The 15,998-nt window shown below is 64.2% G+C and carries 12 protein-coding genes; 4 read left to right on the top strand and 8 right to left on the bottom strand.

Going from position 1 to position 15,998, the window contains the following annotated elements:
* Positions 1-262: 262 nt before the first annotated feature.
* The 5 genes from cysC to ACQY7R_RS15355 all read right to left on the bottom strand — a co-directional run bounded on the left by cysC (position 263) and on the right by ACQY7R_RS15355 (position 8,929).
* Positions 263-925 carry an adenylyl-sulfate kinase gene (cysC, locus tag ACQY7R_RS15375; RefSeq protein WP_428306469.1) on the bottom strand — a complete coding sequence of 221 codons (663 nt, stop codon included), beginning with the start codon at positions 923-925 and terminating at the stop codon, positions 263-265.
* A 280-nt stretch (positions 926-1,205) separates the two neighbouring features.
* A complete protein-coding gene (locus ACQY7R_RS15370) occupies positions 1,206-2,297 on the bottom strand; it encodes an acyl-CoA dehydrogenase family protein (protein WP_428306468.1) in 1,092 nt (363 codons plus the stop codon).
* A 193-nt stretch (positions 2,298-2,490) separates the two neighbouring features.
* Positions 2,491-4,695 carry an alpha-glucan family phosphorylase gene (gene glgP / locus ACQY7R_RS15365; RefSeq protein WP_428306467.1) on the bottom strand — a complete coding sequence of 735 codons (2,205 nt, stop codon included), beginning with the start codon at positions 4,693-4,695 and terminating at the stop codon, positions 2,491-2,493.
* Between the two features lie 341 nt (positions 4,696-5,036).
* A complete protein-coding gene (locus tag ACQY7R_RS15360; protein WP_428306466.1) occupies positions 5,037-6,389 on the bottom strand; it encodes a DUF1552 domain-containing protein in 1,353 nt (450 codons plus the stop codon).
* Between the two features lie 104 nt (positions 6,390-6,493).
* A complete protein-coding gene (locus tag ACQY7R_RS15355; RefSeq protein WP_428306465.1) occupies positions 6,494-8,929 on the bottom strand; it encodes a DUF1592 domain-containing protein in 2,436 nt (811 codons plus the stop codon).
* A gap of 331 nt (positions 8,930-9,260) precedes the next feature.
* Between ACQY7R_RS15355 and metF the strand changes: the two genes are divergently transcribed.
* The 4 genes from metF to ACQY7R_RS15335 all read left to right on the top strand — a co-directional run bounded on the left by metF (position 9,261) and on the right by ACQY7R_RS15335 (position 12,846).
* Positions 9,261-10,139 (top strand): methylenetetrahydrofolate reductase [NAD(P)H], encoded by an 879-nt coding sequence (gene metF, locus ACQY7R_RS15350; protein WP_428306464.1) that lies wholly within the window; start codon positions 9,261-9,263, stop codon positions 10,137-10,139.
* Between the two features lie 159 nt (positions 10,140-10,298).
* Complete coding sequence (locus tag ACQY7R_RS15345; protein WP_428306463.1) at positions 10,299-11,810, top strand: protein kinase domain-containing protein; 1,512 nt, start codon at positions 10,299-10,301, stop codon at positions 11,808-11,810.
* A gap of 404 nt (positions 11,811-12,214) precedes the next feature.
* The gene (locus ACQY7R_RS15340; protein ID WP_428306462.1) at positions 12,215-12,445 is read left to right on the top strand and encodes a hypothetical protein; all 231 of its coding nucleotides are present in this window, start codon (positions 12,215-12,217) and stop codon (positions 12,443-12,445) included.
* 74 nt (positions 12,446-12,519) lie between these two features.
* Complete coding sequence (locus ACQY7R_RS15335; RefSeq protein ID WP_428306461.1) at positions 12,520-12,846, top strand: helix-turn-helix domain-containing protein; 327 nt, start codon at positions 12,520-12,522, stop codon at positions 12,844-12,846.
* A gap of 17 nt (positions 12,847-12,863) precedes the next feature.
* On the opposite strand, the gene ACQY7R_RS15330 is transcribed toward ACQY7R_RS15335, so the two are convergent.
* The 3 genes from ACQY7R_RS15330 to ACQY7R_RS15320 all read right to left on the bottom strand — a co-directional run bounded on the left by ACQY7R_RS15330 (position 12,864) and on the right by ACQY7R_RS15320 (position 15,996).
* The gene (locus ACQY7R_RS15330) at positions 12,864-13,514 is read right to left on the bottom strand and encodes a bifunctional 4-hydroxy-2-oxoglutarate aldolase/2-dehydro-3-deoxy-phosphogluconate aldolase (protein WP_428306460.1); all 651 of its coding nucleotides are present in this window, start codon (positions 13,512-13,514) and stop codon (positions 12,864-12,866) included.
* A 127-nt stretch (positions 13,515-13,641) separates the two neighbouring features.
* On the bottom strand, positions 13,642-14,424 hold the full coding sequence (locus ACQY7R_RS15325; protein ID WP_428306459.1) for a 3-ketoacyl-ACP reductase: 783 nt from the start codon (positions 14,422-14,424) through the stop codon (positions 13,642-13,644).
* 126 nt (positions 14,425-14,550) lie between these two features.
* Positions 14,551-15,996 (bottom strand): glycosyl hydrolase, encoded by a 1,446-nt coding sequence (locus ACQY7R_RS15320; protein WP_428306458.1) that lies wholly within the window; start codon positions 15,994-15,996, stop codon positions 14,551-14,553.
* Positions 15,997-15,998 lie beyond the last annotated feature (2 nt).

Here is a 15,998-nt window from a genome sequence, read left to right as displayed (position 1 = left end):
TTGCAGAAACCAGCTAATTCCAGCAGAAGGGCGGACGGCAGGTAGGATCTCAGGTGGGCTGTCTTCGGAAGCGGCCGTCGCCCGCCGGATCAATCTATCTTCCTCGATAGAGCGAGGTCAACAGAAGTTCGGACGTTTTGAGAATGCTTGCAGTGATGAAATGCGGCGCGGGAAGGGGTCGGGTTCCTTTTGCCACTGGAGAGAAAACCTCCAGTGGGACGCCGCGAGTGGCAAAAGGAACCCGACCCCATTTTACGCAACCTTACGTAACGTTCAGCTTGCCGGCTTCGGTGAGATAGCGGAGGACTTCTTCCGCGAGGGCCTCGGGGCTGAACTCGGCCGACTTGAGGACGAGCTGCGGCTCGATCGGCGGCTCGTACGGGGCGTCGATGCCGGTGAAGTCTTTGATCTGCCCGGCGCGGGCCTTTTTGTAGAGCCCCTTCGGATCGCGGGCTTCACAAACCTCAAGCGGGGCGTCGACGAAGATCTCGATGAAGTCGCCGGGCGCCAGCGTCGCGCGGACGGCGTCGCGATCGGCGCGGTAAGGGCTGACGAACGCGGTGAGCGTCACGAGGCCGGCGTCGCACATCAGCTGCGAGACGGCGCCGACGCGGCGGATGTTTTCTTCGCGATCTTGTTGGCCGAAGCCGAGGCCGAACCGCTTGCCGAATTCGTCGCCGTAGCGTTCGGCGAGCATCGCCGGCGTGGCGTTGAGGCCGTGGCGGACGTTGTCGCCGTCGAGCAGGTAGGTGCGAACGCCGCGCTCGTAGAGCTTGTGGTCGACGACGTTAGCGACGGTGCTCTTGCCGCAGCCGCTGAGGCCGGTGAACCAGACGACGCAGCCGCGGTGGCCGTTTTGGCGTTCGCGGTCAGCGCGGGAGACGGATTGATTGTGCCAGACGACGATGGGATCGGTTGGGTTCATCTAGGAATTCTAACCACGAAGGCAGGAAGGTACGAAGGGGGCACGAAGGGAGAGGATTAACTGTTCAGGACGCCTGGGTTCGCCAAGGCAAGGGGCATCTTTCAATTCCCTTTGCGCCTCTGCGCCTTTGCGTGAGACATGTATTTCTTAAGAAGATCTCTCGCAAAGGCGCAGAGGCGCAAAGGAATACAAAGACAGGGGGGGTAATGCCCGTTATGCCGCCGTGGTTCCTCTTCGTGAATCCTTTGTGCCTTCGCGTCTTAGTGGCGAGGCATTTAAGTTAGTCGAGGATGCCCGCCAGTTCGCAGAGGTGGGCGGAGACGACTGGTTGGGGGCAGCTCCAGACGAGGAAGAAGAGGGCCTCGCGGCACCAGCGGCCGGCCGGGTGGCCAACGACGAAGCCGGCGCCTTTGGCGGCGACGAGCGCGGCCTGGGTGGCCCGCATGACGATGCTGTTGGCGCCGCCGCGGAGCTCGTCGTTCGTGCAGGTCGGTTCCTGGCGCACCGCGGCGAAGAGGGCGGCTTCGAGTTCCTTGTACTCGCGGAGCAGGCCGTCGCGCGGGGGCAGCAGCTCGAGTCGTTTGTTCGCTTCGGCGGAGATGAAATCGATCGCCGCTTTCGCGAGGCCGAGCGCGAGCGTCGACGTGCCGAGGCCGCCCGTGCCGGCGCCGCTGCCGGAGGACATCACGTTTTCGACGGGGCCGGCGATGAGCCATTCTTCGCTGACGAAGACATTGTCCAGTTTGAACTGGCCGGTGTGGCTGGCGGAGAGGCTCACCAGTTGAGCAGGCGGCGGCGTGCTGACGCCGGGGAGCGTCCGCGGTACGGCGGCGAGGAGTTGCTCGCTCGTTGCCGCGTCGCCATCCATGAGCGTGGCGCCGAGGACGACGTAGTCGGCGTGGTCGGCCCCGGTGACCCACGGACTAAAACCGTCGAGGCGGAAGCCGCCGGCGACGCGGCGGGCTTGCAGCACCGGCTTGGCAATGTGACGACTGCTGGTGGTGAGATGCGAGATGCCGACCGTGGCGAAGAGTTCGCCGCTGGTGAGGCCGGGCAGCAGCCGCTGCTTCAGTTCTTCGTTCGCGGACGATTCGATTCGCCGGCAGGCGCCGTCGCGTTGCGTTTGGATGAACGTCGTCGTCAGGCAGGCGCCGCTGAGGGCGAGGTAGCCGCGGAGGATTGATTCCTGGTCCCAAGATTGGCCGCCCCACTCAGGGCCGGCGAACCACTCGTAGACGCCGTAGTCGGCGAACAGTTGCAACTGCTCGGCGGGCCAATCGCCGGAGGCGTCGAGACCTTCGGCGCGGGCGGCGAGTTTGCGGCAGAGCTCGGCGAGGGCTGCGTCGTCGGGGGAGCGGATGATGGCGGGCATGGCGCTGCGCGGTGAGCAAATACGACAACTAGCCGGAAGGCGGTGGCCTTCCGGCTAGTGTTGTCTGAGTCTCTCTGGCTCCCTCCCCCTTGAGGGGAGGGCTGGGGAGGGGGGAGAAGCCTGGTACACGCTTCAATCACCCCTCCCTATCCCTCCCCGTCGAGGGGAGGGGACCAGAAGGATCATATCGCGGTTAGCGGACGCTCATGTCGCTGCTCACGCCGCCAGCGGCGACGAGGTACGCCTTTTGGACGTAGTCGGTCACCATGCGGTGGGCGCTAAAGCGAGCGGCAAGCGTCGCGATCGAGTTGGTCATCCGGGCGATCCACTCGTGCGGCAGGCCGTCGGCGTCGCGGAGGTAGAACAGCGGGATCACCTCTTCGGCCAGCACGCGGACGAGGTCTTCGCCGTCGCGGGCGTCGTTCTTCTCGACGTCGGTGTGGGCAACGTTGCTGCCGATCGAGAAGCCGTTCATGCCGTTGTAGGCTTCGGCCCACCAACCATCGAGAATCGACATGTTGAGGCCGCCGTTGAGCACCGCCTTCTGACCGCTCGTGCCCGAGGCTTCCAGTGGACGCCGCGGGTTGTTGAGCCAGACGTCGACGCCTTGCACCATGTGACGGGCGACGTTGATGTCGTAGTCTTCAATGAAGACGACGCGACCGGCGAACCGCGGGTCGTGCCGCAAGTTGGCGATCTTCTGAATCAGCTTCTTGCCTGGTTCGTCGGCGGGATGGGCCTTGCCGGCGAACACGAACTGCACGGGGCGGTTCGGATCGTCGAGCAGGTCGACCATCATTTCCATGTTGCGAAGGAACAGGTCGGCTCGCTTGTAGGTGGCGAACCGGCGGGCGAAGCCGATCGTCAGCGCGTTCGGGTCGAGCACGGTGCGCGCGGCTTCGATGATCGCGGGATCTTCGTTGCGGCGGCGCGATTGGCGGCTGACGCGACGGCGGACGAATTCGAGCAAGCGGCTCTTGAGCGCGTTGTGCGTTTCCCAGAGTTCGCCCGGATCGACGGCGTAGATCTTCTGCCAGATATCGGGCTCGCCCATGCGGGTGTGCCACTCGGTACCGAGGTATTTGTCGTAGAGCTGCACCATCGGATAGGCGAGCCACGTCGGAATGTGGACGCCGTTGGTGATGTGGCCGATCGGGATTTCCTCTTCGACGCGCCATGGCCAGAGGTGGGCCCACATACGGCGCGAAACGTGGCCGTGGAGCGAGCTCACGGCGTTGGCGCGGCGGGAGAGCTTCAGACCGATGACGGTCATGCAGAACGATTCGCCTTCGTTCTGCGGTTCGACGCGGCCGAGGCCCATCAGTTGCTCGTACGAGATGCCGAGCTTCTGGCGGAGCGGGCCCAAGTGCTCTTCGATCATGCCGCCGTCGAAGCGGTCGTGACCGGCGGGGACCGGCGTGTGGGTGGTGAAGACGGTGTGGGCGGCGACTTCGCGAAGGGCTTCGTCGAACGACATGCCGTCGTCTTGCATCCGCTCGCGGATGACTTCCAGCGGCGCAAAGCCGCTGTGGCCTTCGTTGAGGTGGTAGACGCCTGGCTTGATGCCGAGGGCGCGGAGGGCTTTGACGCCGCCGACGCCGAGCACCAGTTCCTGGCGGATGCGGGTGCGGACGTCGCCGCCGTAGAGCCGCGAGGTGAGGCGGCGATCTTCCTGGCTGTTGCCTTCGACGTCGCAGTCGAGCAGGTAGAGCGGCACGCGGCCGACGTGCATCAGCCAGACCTTGGCGAGCAGCTTGCCGTGGGTCGTCTCGATTTCGACGGTGATCGGCTTGCCGTTGGGGTCGCGGGCGGGCTCCATTGGCAAATTCTCGACCTTGGTGTCGAGATATTCTTCGTTCTGCCAACCTTCGTCGTTGAGGTGTTGCTTGAAGTAGCCTTGATCGTAGAACAGGCCGATGGCGATGAGCGGTACGCCGAGGCCGCTAGCGCTTTTAATATGATCGCCGGAGAGGACGCCGAGGCCGCCGCTGTAGATCGGCACCGATTCGTGGATGCCGAACTCAGCGGAGAAGTAGGCGACCGGCAGGGCGCCGAGGACGCCGGCTTCACGCGCGCCCCAGGTGGTGCGGGTGTTCGCCATGTACTCCTTCAACCGGCGATGGGCCTGGTTGATGCGAGTGTAGAGGACCATCTCCGAGGCGCGCTCGGCGACTTGGTCGGGCGTCATCTCGGCGAGGAGCGCGATCGGGTTGTGGTCGATCTGCCGCCAGCGGACCGGATCGAGGTCGCGGAACAAGTTCACGACTTCTGGGTGCCAGCTCCACCAGAGATTGCGAGCCAGTGCCATGCACTTGTCGTACAAGTGCTGGGGAGTGATCTCCGACCAGTTGGCCCGAGTGATGTTGGCCGCGGAGCTAGGAATCTCGGTTTGGCTCATGGGGGGCGTTTTCCTTCGTGGAGTAGCCGCCAGTTCGGGTGGGAAATCGCAACGTGCTTGCAGGCCGCCGCTGCCCGCAATCGCGGATTATACCGCAGAGTGCGAGCGATGCGACTGAATTTCACGACGGCTGCGAGAACGCCTCCCTATCAAAGTAGGGAAGGTTTATCGGCCAGGAGGCGGGGCGGCTTCCATGAAAAACCGCGACGAACTGCTAGCCGGCATGGCCGTTTAGATAAAAGCCGCGGGCTTTGCCGGTCGGCCGCAGCGGGGCGACGGTTATCCGTACGTCGTCCACCGGCGGAGCCGGTGGCTCTCATTCTCAAATGGCGTCGAGCTTCTTAGGCGACGTCGATGCGGTCGAGCTGGCCGGTGCTGTCGCCCACGGCGTCGACCCGCACGTCGGCGGCGTGGAGCATCTTGAGATAGAGGTTCATTAGCGGCGTGCCGTTCTCGTACCGCAGGTGGCGGCCGCCGACGATGCCGGCCGAGGCGCCGCCGGCGAGGATGATCGGCAGGTCGTCGTGGTTGTGGGCGTTGCCGTCGCTGATGCCGCTGCCGTAGACGATCATCGTGTTGTCGAGGAGCGTGCCGTCGCCTTCACGCACCGAATCGAGCCGTTCGAGGAAGTGAGCGAACTGCTGCATGTGGTAGTGATTGATCTTGGCGATCTTCGCTTGCTTCTCGGCTTCGTTCTGATGGTGCGAGAGGGAGTGGTGCCCCTCGGCGACGTCGATCATTTGGTAGGAACGATCGCTCCCCTCGTTGGCGAACATCCACGAGGCGACGCGGGTCATGTCGCTCTGCAGCGCGACGGCGAGCAGGTCGCCCATCAGGCGCGAATGCTTTGCATATTCCTGCGGCGTGCCGCGGGGACGCGTCATTTGGTCGTCGATGTAGAGCTCGTCGCTGGGGGCGTTCATCCGCTTTTCGATCTCGCGAACGCCGGCGAGGTATTCGTCGAGTTTCTGGGCGTCGCTTTTAGCGAGCTGGCGTCGCAGGCCGCGGGCGTCTTGCTGGACAAGGTCGAGGATGCTTTTGCGTTCGAGATCGCGCTTGGCCCGCGATTGGGTGCGATCTTCCTCGCTGCCGCCGCCGAAGAGGCGATCGAACAGTTGGCGGGGATTTGTCTCTTTGCCCGTGGGGCTCGTTTCCGAACGCCAGGAGATATTGTTCGAGTAAGCACAGCTGTAGCCACTGTCGCAGCCGCCGGCGAGGCGGCCTTCTTCGATGCCGAGTTCAAGCGACGCGAAGCGGGTCGACTTGCCGAGCTTTTCGGCCGCGACCTGGTCGACCGAGATGCCGGCTCTGATTCCCTTGCCGTCGGTCTTCACCGGGTGGGCGCCAGTGAGGAACGTGGCGGCTGAGCGGGCATGATCGCCGGCGCCGTCGCCGAGAGCGAATCCGTTGGCGTGGGTAAGGCCGCTGAGGACTTGGATCTTTTGTTGGACCTTTGCGAGCGGTTCGAGCGTTTTCGGCAGGACGAAGTTGGCGCCTTCGGTGGTTGGCGTCCAATCGGGCATGTGGGCGCCGTTCGGGATGAACAAGAACGCCATCCGCAGCGGCGCCTTGCCGGCGTTGGCGGCCGAGGCCCAGGCCGAGCGAGGGAGCGCGCTTTCCATGAACGGCAGCGCCATCGCGGCGCCGAGACCGCGGAGGAAGGTGCGTCGCTGGAATGATGGGAGTTGCGTCATACCGTTTTTCTCCGAGCGGAGCTGTCAGCGATCAGCCGTCAGCTTTCAGCCAGGCATGCAAATTGTCGTCTGCGCTTGGTTCAATTGAAAAACTACTCACTCACTCACTCGCCTTCGCCGCTGCCTCGCTGCTGGAACGGCGTCGACTTCGCGACCGCGCGCACCATGCTGGCGAAGGTGTCGCCGTTGGCTTCCGCCGCGGCGACGACTTCGTTCACCGCACAAGTATCATACGGCTCCAGCCCGCGGCCCAGGCTGAAGATGAGCAGTCTTTCAGCCAAACTGCGTCGCACGCGGCCGTAATCGGCGAGCAGCACGTCGCGCAAACTGGCAGGACCGTCAAGCTTTCGCCCATCGGGTAGTTCGCCCGAGGCGTCGATCGGCTGACCGGCGTCGGTATCGCGCCAACGGCCGACGGCGTCGAAGTTTTCCATCGCGAGGCCGATGGGATCCATTCGCTTGTGGCAGGACGCGCAGGTGGGATCGGCGCGATGCATCTCCAAGCGTTCGCGGAGCGTTTTGTGCGAAAGGTCGCCGCTCGCGTCGGGCAGGCTGCCGGCGTCTGGCGGCGGGGGAGGCGGCGGATCGGCGAGCAGGTGATCGAGCACCCACTTGCCGCGGAGGACCGGCGAGGTGCGATCTTCGAACGCGGTGACCGACAGGACGCTGCCGTGGGCGAGGATGCCGGCCTGCCGTTCTTTGGGGAGTGTGACGCGGACGAACTCGTCGCCGGTTGGCTCGGCCATACCGTAATGTTTGGCGAGTCGGCCGTTCACGAAGCTGTAGTCGGCCGAGAGGAGCGTCGGCAGCGGCAGGTTGTTCCGCACGACGTCTTGCACGAGGCGGAAGGTTTCTTCGCGGAAGGCGTCGCGGAGGGCGACGTCGAATTCGGGGAAGTGTTGCGGGCTGCGCTGCATCGTTTCGAGCTTCCGCGTTTCGAGCCACTGTTCGCTGAAGTTGCGGATCAGCTGATCGGCCCGCGGGCTGTTGAGCAGGCGTTCGATTTGCGTGTCCAGCTTTTCGCGGAGTCGGCCCTCGGCGGCGAGCGCGAGCAACTCGTCGTCGGGCATCGAGCTCCAGAGGAAGTAGCTGAGCCGCGAGGCGAGTTCGTATTCGCCGACCGGTTGGCCGTTGGCGTCGGCCGCGATGCGTGGGGCGTCTGCGGCGGATGGCTCTTCCACGGGGAGCGATTCGTCACCGATGAACAGGAACTGCGGCGAGACGAGCACCGCCTGCACGGCGAGCTGCATCGCCCGCTCGAGCGAATCGCCGCGATCGTGGGCGCCGGCGACCAGGCTGAAGATGCGGTCGATTTCTTCCTTCGTGGCGGGGCGGCGGTAACCGCGGCCGAGTAGCCTGGCGACGAGTCCGCGAGTGGCGTCGGCCCATTCTTCGGCCGTCCGCCATTGCTGCAACGTCGGGCCGCCGTCGAGCAGTTGGCGCTGGGCGGCGGACAAATGCTCGGGTTTGAGGGCTTCGGTGGGGCCGACGACGTCGATGCTCAGGATGTAGAGATTGCGGTCGCGGCGGTTCGGGTCGGTCGCCATCGGTTCCCACGCGTCGTTCGTCATTTCGACGCCGAGCTTCGCGACGCCTTGTTCCGCTTCGAACTGAGCGACGTAGGTTTGCGGGTCTTCTTTCAGTTCGGCCGTGACGTCGACGTGGGCGAGTTCGTGGTCGTCGAATAAGATTCGCATCTTGGTCGCTTCGGCGCCGCACTGCGAGGCGAAGGCTTTGACGCGGACGAGATACGTGCCGGCGCCTTGCAGCGGGGTTTCGGCGTGGATGCGTCCGCCGGAGAAGAGGCCGCGCACGCCGCGGGCCGCAGAGCCGCCGTGCAGGTCGCCCCAGGTGAACGATTGCATCGGCTCGGCAATCAACTCGGGCGAGACGATCGCTTTGAGTGAGATTTCTTCAGCGGCCTGCAGATACTTTTCCAGCAGCACGGGCGGCAGCGAGAGGATGTCGCCGTTGTTGTCGAACCCGTAGCCGAGCTCGTCGCGGGGGAAGGTTTTGTGGGCGTCAAATTCGACGCCCAGCAGGTCGCGAACCGTGTTCTGGTATTCGGTGCGGTTCAGCCGGCGGAGGGTTGGCCGGCCGGGGTTTTGCGGCTGCGAGCAATCGGGATCGGCGAGTTCCTCGCGGAGCCAAGCGAGGGCGGCGTCGCGTTCCGCGGCTTCGGGTTGGCCCATGTCGGCGGGGGGCATTTCGCCCGCTGCGATTCGCTCGACGGCCCGCTGCCATTGGAGCCGGCGATGTGGAACGCTGGGGGCGGCCAGCAACTTGTCGAAGTCGAGGCCCGCTTCTGCGCTGTCGCCACTGTGGCAGTCGACGCAGTAGGCCTGCACGAACGGGCCGATGGCGTGTTCCATCGTCGGCCGCGGCGCGAGGTCGGCTTCGGCAGCGGAGGACTCGGCGGCAGCTGGTTCCTCAGCGAGGGCTGGGCGTGGCCCGACAAACATGCCGCCGACGCCGCACGCCATCGCGACCGCGGAGTAGGCGCGAAGGAGGAAGCCGGCGTTGGTCGCGTGGTAGGTCAAGTCGACGTCCGCGGGCGAGGCAGGGGAGCGTGAGGCAGGATGTTCATTATACCCCAATGGCGCCCCTGGCCGCCAACGCCGATCGGGGCGAACTTAGGCGATTGCTCGATTGCGGGACACCGTTGCGGCGCTTAGAGTTAAGTAGGCAAACGGCGCGGCTTGGCGGCGGTTGGTCCGCTCCCTTGATTTGCGCGGGATCGACGCCCCGAGCTCCGCGCGGCCTATAGAATTTGTTCAAACAGTTACAGGATTTAACGCCGAGGTTCGCGACGCGGAGCGTCGGGGACGGCGTCGCCACGCGGAGCGTGGGACGAGGATACAGACCACGCCTATGACACTTCGTGACGCTTACGGTTCGAATCGCTTTGGGCTCTCGTTCGAGCTCTTCCCTCCCAAGACGGCCGAGGGGATGACGAGCCTGTTCCAACACGTCGACGAACTGGTGAAGTTCGAACCGAGCTACATCACCTGCACCTACGGGGCAGGGGGCTCGACTCAAGACCGCACGCTCGACGTCATTTCCGGGGTGCGGGACAAATACGGGCTGCCGGTGGCGACCCACCTCACCTGCGTTGGGCTGACCGAGCCAGAGATTGGGGCGTACCTTGCGCGGGCGCTGGAACGGGGCGTCGAGAATGTCGTCGCGCTGCGCGGCGACCCGCCGAAGGGCGAAACCACGTTCACCGCGACCGCAGGTGGCTTCTCCTACGCGAATGAACTCGTCGGCTTCATCCGACGCGACTATCCGCAGATGGGGATCGCCGTGGGGGGCTACCCCGAGAAGCATCAGGAAGCGGCAAGCTTGGCGGTTGACTTGGAAAATCTCAAGCGGAAGGTCGACGCCGGCGCCGACGTGATCATCACGCAGCTCTTTTACAACAACGACGATTACTTCCGCTTCCGCGATGCGTGCCGCAATTTGGGGATCGAGATTCCGATCGTCCCGGGGCTGCTACCGGTGACGAACCTCGCCCAAATCCAGCGGATCGCCTCGCTGTGCGGCGCCAAGCTGCCGCAGCGGTTTGTGGCGGCGCTCGAACAGCATGCCGACGATCCGGCGGGGCAGTTCTCGGCCGGCGTCGACTTTGCGATTGAACAGGCGCTCGGGCTGTTGGAGGGCGACATCCCGGGGATTCACTTCTACGTGCTGAACAAGTCGGAAGCGACCAGCCGCGTGCTGAGCGCCTTGCCGCAGTTTGCCGAAGATTGATGCGATCAATCGGGGCCCGAGCAGCGTATCCATAGCGGCACAATACCTACCGGCCCTGCGATTGGGCGGGCCGCCAAAAGCTGAAGCGTCAACTTACCCGCCGCAGCGACGGCGGCCGTCATGCTCTGGACGTCTCCTGCACCTCACTAGCCCTTTCGCATGAGCAACGATCCCCAGGCCAGCGCTGATTTGACGGATCGCGAGATCGGCGACTATCGAATCTTGCGGCGGCTGGGCGCCGGCGGTATGGCGGAAGTGTACCTGGCCGAGCAACGCTCGCTGGGGCGGCAAGTGGCGTTCAAAGTGCTGCAGCCGGTGCTGGCCCGCGATGCGAGTTACGTCGCGCGGTTTCAGTACGAAGCCCGCGCGGCGGCGGCGCTCGTGCATGCGAACATTGTGCAAATCTTTGAAGTCGGGCATGTGGGCGGCGTGCACTTCATCGCCCAGGAGTATGTGCGCGGCAGGAACTTGGGCGAGGTGCTCAAGCGAGACGCAGCGCTCAACCCGCGACTCGTGCTCGACGTGCTACGGCAGGTGACCGCGGCGCTGTGCAAAGCGGCCGAGGCGGGGATCGTGCATCGCGATCTGAAGCCGGAAAACATTCTGCTCGGCAATTCCGGCGAGGTGAAAGTCGCCGACTTCGGCCTCGCGCGGATGGAGAGCACCGACGCGAAGACGCTCACGCAAGTCGGCGTCGCGATGGGGACGCCGCTATACATGAGCCCCGAGCAGATTGAGGGGCGGGCGGTCGACGCGCGGAGCGACGTTTACTCGTTGGGGATTACAAGTTACCACTTGCTTGCCGGGACGCCGCCGTATAACGGCGAGACGGCGCTCGCGATCGCGCTGCAGCATCTTAATTCTTCGCCGCGGGCGATCGAGAACGTGCGGGCCGATGTGCCAAGCGGGCTGGCGCGAATCATTCACCGCATGATTGCCAAGCGGCCCGAGCAGCGACACCAAAATGCGGCGGAACTGCTGGCCGATTTGCGGAAACTCGCGGGTGAGGCTGCGGCGCAAGGCTGGGGCGAAGGGCTCGAAGATTGGCCGCTGGCCGATCTCATTGCTTCGGCCGATTCACGCAGTCGCGCGGCCGCGGAGTTGGGGCGGTTGATGAAGGAGAGCGCGAACCTGGAGCCGCGGCGTTGGCGGCCGAGTCGCGCACTGCTGGTACTGTTTGGCGCCGTGGCATTGGGGCTCTTAGGCGCGTTTCTGTTCCGCTCACGCGGTTATCTCGACGGCCGGCGAGTGGCGAACGTCGAGCGGCGCGATTCGGCGTGGGCGCAGCTGTTCCAAGCGAACATCGCGCCGAGCGAAGAGGCGTGGCGGGCCGTGCGGCGCTATTTCCCCGGTCAGGATCAATATATCTACGATTTGGCCGACGTGGGGCTCGTGCGATATTACCTCTTTTACTCGCAGTCGCCCGACTATCGCGACGCGCTGCCGGTGTTGCAATCGCTGTCGCAGACCAGCGAGGCGCAGTCGCCGAATTCTTCGCTGCGGCCATTCGTCTACGCGGGGCTGTGCGTCGTCAATCAACAGCTTGGTCGCGACGACGAAGCGCTCGCCGCGGCGAATGAATTGAACGGCGCCATGCGCGACGAACTGCGGCGGACCGATGCCCGCATGTACGACATGCTGCGCGAGTCGCTCGATGAGTTAGGGCAGTAGGTCGCTCTATCTCAATTGGTTGCCGTTGTATTCCTAGCCCCGGGCTCCGCCCTAGGGTGGCGTAACGTTACGAACGACGGAGCCCACCGGAATGGTGGCCGACCCCCGGGCGGAGCCCGGGCTAGGGGAAGCGTTGCGACGATCTCGGCAGCGCATCATTCGCGATCGCGAGACGCGATTTCTTTACTGCGCAGAGCGGCTAATTCCGCGGCCATGCGCGCTCACTTTTTCGACAACAGAGGGCGAAAAATCGGCCATTTAGAGGGGTACAAAAAACCCACAGGAATAGTGAACAAGTGTATAGTTTTCGGCCGCGCGGTTTGTTAGGTTTTTGCTCAGCGACGCAGCGCTGCTGGCGCTCGCTTTGAAGACCTTTTCAAACCTGTTTTTCCTGGAGCCGAACCATGCCACGCCCCGATTTTTCCGCCGACGATGATGCGATTTTCCCCTTCGATGACGGGGCGAATTTTGACGACGAGCAGATGGAGTCGTTACTCCATCCGACTTTCGACGAGGTCGACGACGAGACGCTGTTGGAGTTCGACGACGAGTACTGGGAGGCGCTCTTGCCCGACGACGACTACGAGACGCTCCCGGACGAGCGCGACTTCTGGACCGACCAGGAGGCGGCGTAGCGGCGCGAGTGGGCAGAGCGAGCCGTCCGTCGTCTTTCCTTTAGTCGTACGTCCCTCGAAGAAAGGTCGAACTCATGCTGCCTACCGTGCTGATTTTGGAAGTCCGCCGCCTGCTTGATGCGGGAGGAATGTCCCACCGCGCGATCGCCCGCAAAGTCGGGGTGAGTCGCGGGACGGTGGCCGACATGGCGCACCACCGCCGCGGCAATCATGGCCAGGATCCGGAAGAGCGTAAGATGCCAGGGATTCGCGCGCGGACGATTCCCGTGCGTTGCCCCGACTGCGGGGGCCTGGTCTACGCGCCGTGTCGGTTGTGTGATGCGCGCGAATATCGGGAGCGGATTCTGCAGTTTAGACGCGAGGAGTCAGAGCCGTCGCGCGGACCACGCCGCGCGGCGTGAGCCTGCAGTGTTGCGGACTAGCCGCGACGGGCGGCGGCAACGATGTCGACGTACTGCTTCGCAAGCGATGACAGGCCGTCCCAGTTGGCGGCGTTGATGAGCTCTTTCTTTACCAGCGATGAGCCGACGCCGATTGCGACGGCGCCTGCCTTGATCCAGTCGGCGGCGGTGTTGAGGTCGACGCCGCCGGTGGGGGTGAGTTTTACCTGGGGGAGCGGGCCGTGGATGTCGCGGAGATATTGGGGGCCGAAGTGGTTGGCGGGAAAGACTTTCACGACGTCGGCGCCGGCGGTCCAGGCGGTGGCGATTTCGGTCGGCGTCATGGCGCCGGGGACGGCGACGCAATCGTAGCGGTGGGCCATCGCGATGACGTCTAGGTTCAAGATCGGCGAGAAGATGAAGCGGGCGCCGGCGAGGATTGCTGCGCGGGCGGTCTCGGCGTCGAGCACCGAGCCGGCGCCGATGAGGGCCGACTTGCCAAGTTCGCGGCTCGCTTGGGCGATGGCGTCGAGCGCTCCGGGGGTTGTCATCGTAATTTCGCACGCCTGGACGCCGCCAGCGGAGAGCGCGCGGCAGACGTTCACCAGTTGATCGCCCGAGTCGGCGCGGATGACGGCGATGACGCCGGTGTCGATGAGTTTTTGAAGTGTAGTAAGTCGATCAGCCACGAGTTGCTCCGATCAGTGCATAATAATTGGGTGCCACTGGCATCTTGCCAGTGCAGACGTGGGTACTCGCTTGGCACTTCTCACTGGCAAGATGCCAGTGGCACCCACAAATAAATTCTCGAGGCAGCTAGAGCCGGCCGATCGTCATGCCGCCATCGATGTGGATGACTTGCCCCGTCGCGTAGCTGAATTCGCCTCGCGCGAGAGCGGCGACGGCGAGGCCGACATCTTGCGGTTCCCCCTGCCGCGGTTCGAGCGTCAGGCCGTCGGCGATCAGGCGATCAAATTTTTCTTGGGAGTCAGCCGTTATGTCGGTCGCGATCATTCCAGGCCGAATTTCGTAAACATGAATGCCAAACTCGGCGAGCCGGACAGCCCACAGCTTGGTCGCCATGCCGATCCCTGCGCGGGCCATTGAGTCGTCGCCGCGGTTCACCGGTGCGAGGTCGGCGGAACTTGGGGAGATGTTGACGATGGCGCCGCGGAACGTCGCGTCGGCTTGGCGTTGCTCGACCATCCACTTCGCCACGGCCTGCGTCAGAAAGTATGGGCCTTTTAGGTTGGCGTCGATCATTTCACTCAACGACTCCTCCGTCGCTGCGAGGAGGTCGGCGTCTGCACGAGGGGCGATGCGGGCGTTGTTCACGAGCAGATGGAGTTGGCCAAATGCCGAGCGAATTTGCTGAAGGCACGCGGTGCGATCGGCGCTACTGGACACGTCGCCGCGGACGTAGATCACTTCGGGCGATGATTTGCGGAGCAGCGCGAGCGGTTCTTGCACGTCGCTTTCGGGGCGCATGCCGTTGATCGCGAGTCGCCACCCTTCGGCGGCGAGCGACTGGGCAATGCCGAAGCCGATGCCGCGACTGCCCCCGGTGACGAACGCTGTCCTATTGTGCGAGGTCGTCATTGTTTTCGAATTCTGTTGTTTCTCGCAAAGACGCTAAGACGCTAAGACGCTAAGACGCAAAGGGAACGCAAAGAAGAAGGGCGTGCGACTGGCGTCTTCGGCGTGTCGCTAAGCCTGTGCTGAAAGTCAGTTGGCATTTAGAGGAAGATGGAACGCATAGTACGGTTGAGCCTGGGCCAAACGTGATACGTAAAGCGCCGCTTCCAATAAATGATAATCGCCCCACATGCAGGCTTCGCCGTGCGGCACGCGGGAGTCAGGGGGCGTGTAGTCCCAGTTGCGGGGGCGGTGGTAGATTGTGTGGAGGAGCAGGCCGTCGTGTTGCGGATCGGTGGCGAGGTAGGGCTCTTGGAGGAGTGACCGCAGCGTGGTGAGGCCAGCCGACCAGTAGCGATCGCCAGCGTCGCCCTCGCCCGCTTGCTGCAACCGGCGGCCCAAGCGGAGCAGGCCCTGGCAGGCGATGGCGGATGCGGAGCTATCGACCGGTTCGTAGGCGTTGAACGGATCGGCTGGGTGATCGAGATAACTGCCGAGTTCAACGAGCCCAGGGGCGCCGGTATCCCAGTACGCGACGCCGTCGGTTGGGGTCTGCTCGATGAAAAAGTCGCACGTCGCCCGCGCGGCGTCAAGCATCATCGCTTCTATCGCTACGCGGCCGCCGTGCGGTGCGAGGTCGGCGTCGCTGAGCACGTCGAGAAATTCGAGCTGTTCGGCGTAGCCGAGCATCACCCATGCCAGACCGCGGGTCCAGGTGGTAAACGGCGAGTAGCCTTGTTGCGTGCTCGGGCAACGGTAGCGGCCGTCGTTGACGTTGAAGATGCTCTCGTGAACGACGCGGCCGCGGATGTCGTAGGCGTCGCGACCATCGCCGAAATAAATGTTGTAGGTCGCGTTTGCTTGGGCGTGCTTCACGAGCCGATCGAGCATGTTGATCGGCGCGTCGTTCTCGCCAAGGGCTTGGGCGCCGACGAGATGCCCGATGGCCAGCACGCGGAGCGAACGCATCGTGTCGCTGAACAACGAATGGGGGCCGTTGAACGAATAGATGTGGCCGCCGCCGTTTTCGATTCGGCTCCACCGCGACGCCTGCACGGCGGCTGACGCCTTCAGTGCGAGGTCGTAATATTCCAGCTGATTCGCGTCGCCCGGCAGCTGGCCCTCCAAAATAAGGCGCCGCATGTTGCCGTAGGTGCTGACGTTATTAAACCCGTGGTCGTGGACGCCGAAGTGGGTGACGTGCGAAGCCATATCGCGGCGGGTGCCGTCGCGGCCGATGGCGAGCAGCGATTCATCGCCCGTGGCGTCGAACGCGAGTAGCGCCGAGCCATATTGAAAGCCGCGGGTCCATTCGGTCCAGCCTTGCGGTTCGTAACGGCCTGCCTTCGTGATGACGGGCGACGGCGCTGCGTGCGGGAAGCGTTCGGCGATGCGGCGGATCTTCGGCGCGGCCACTTGCCAGAGGCGTTCGGTCTGCGGGAGGAGCTTTGCTGGCGAGAGAGAAGAGTCGATCGTGATCATCGCTGAATGATGTCTGCCGCGGTTGGGGATGTCTAGGGCGAGTCGGTTCCTCATTC

Origin of the sequence: Lacipirellula sp. (assembly GCF_965279485.1) — a bacterium.
Classification (GTDB): domain Bacteria; phylum Planctomycetota; class Planctomycetia; order Pirellulales; family Lacipirellulaceae; genus Lacipirellula.
Note: the sequence above shows the minus strand (reverse complement) of the source record. Positions and strands in the feature narration are given on the sequence as shown.

Bases quoted from the DNA above. Each gene is read 5' to 3' on its own strand.
- cysC (WP_428306469.1), bottom strand. From the start codon at position 925: ATGAACCCAACCGATCCCATCGTCGTCTGGCACAATCAATCCGTCTCC.
- ACQY7R_RS15370 (WP_428306468.1), bottom strand. From the start codon at position 2,297: ATGCCCGCCATCATCCGCTCCCCCGACGACGCAGCCCTCGCCGAGCTC.
- glgP (WP_428306467.1), bottom strand. From the start codon at position 4,695: ATGAGCCAAACCGAGATTCCTAGCTCCGCGGCCAACATCACTCGGGCC.
- ACQY7R_RS15360 (WP_428306466.1), bottom strand. From the start codon at position 6,389: ATGACGCAACTCCCATCATTCCAGCGACGCACCTTCCTCCGCGGTCTC.
- metF (WP_428306464.1), top strand. From the start codon at position 9,261: ATGACACTTCGTGACGCTTACGGTTCGAATCGCTTTGGGCTCTCGTTC.
- ACQY7R_RS15345 (WP_428306463.1), top strand. From the start codon at position 10,299: ATGAGCAACGATCCCCAGGCCAGCGCTGATTTGACGGATCGCGAGATC.
- ACQY7R_RS15340 (WP_428306462.1), top strand. From the start codon at position 12,215: ATGCCACGCCCCGATTTTTCCGCCGACGATGATGCGATTTTCCCCTTC.
- ACQY7R_RS15335 (WP_428306461.1), top strand. From the start codon at position 12,520: ATGCTGCCTACCGTGCTGATTTTGGAAGTCCGCCGCCTGCTTGATGCG.
- ACQY7R_RS15325 (WP_428306459.1), bottom strand. From the start codon at position 14,424: ATGACGACCTCGCACAATAGGACAGCGTTCGTCACCGGGGGCAGTCGC.
- ACQY7R_RS15320 (WP_428306458.1), bottom strand. From the start codon at position 15,996: ATGAGGAACCGACTCGCCCTAGACATCCCCAACCGCGGCAGACATCAT.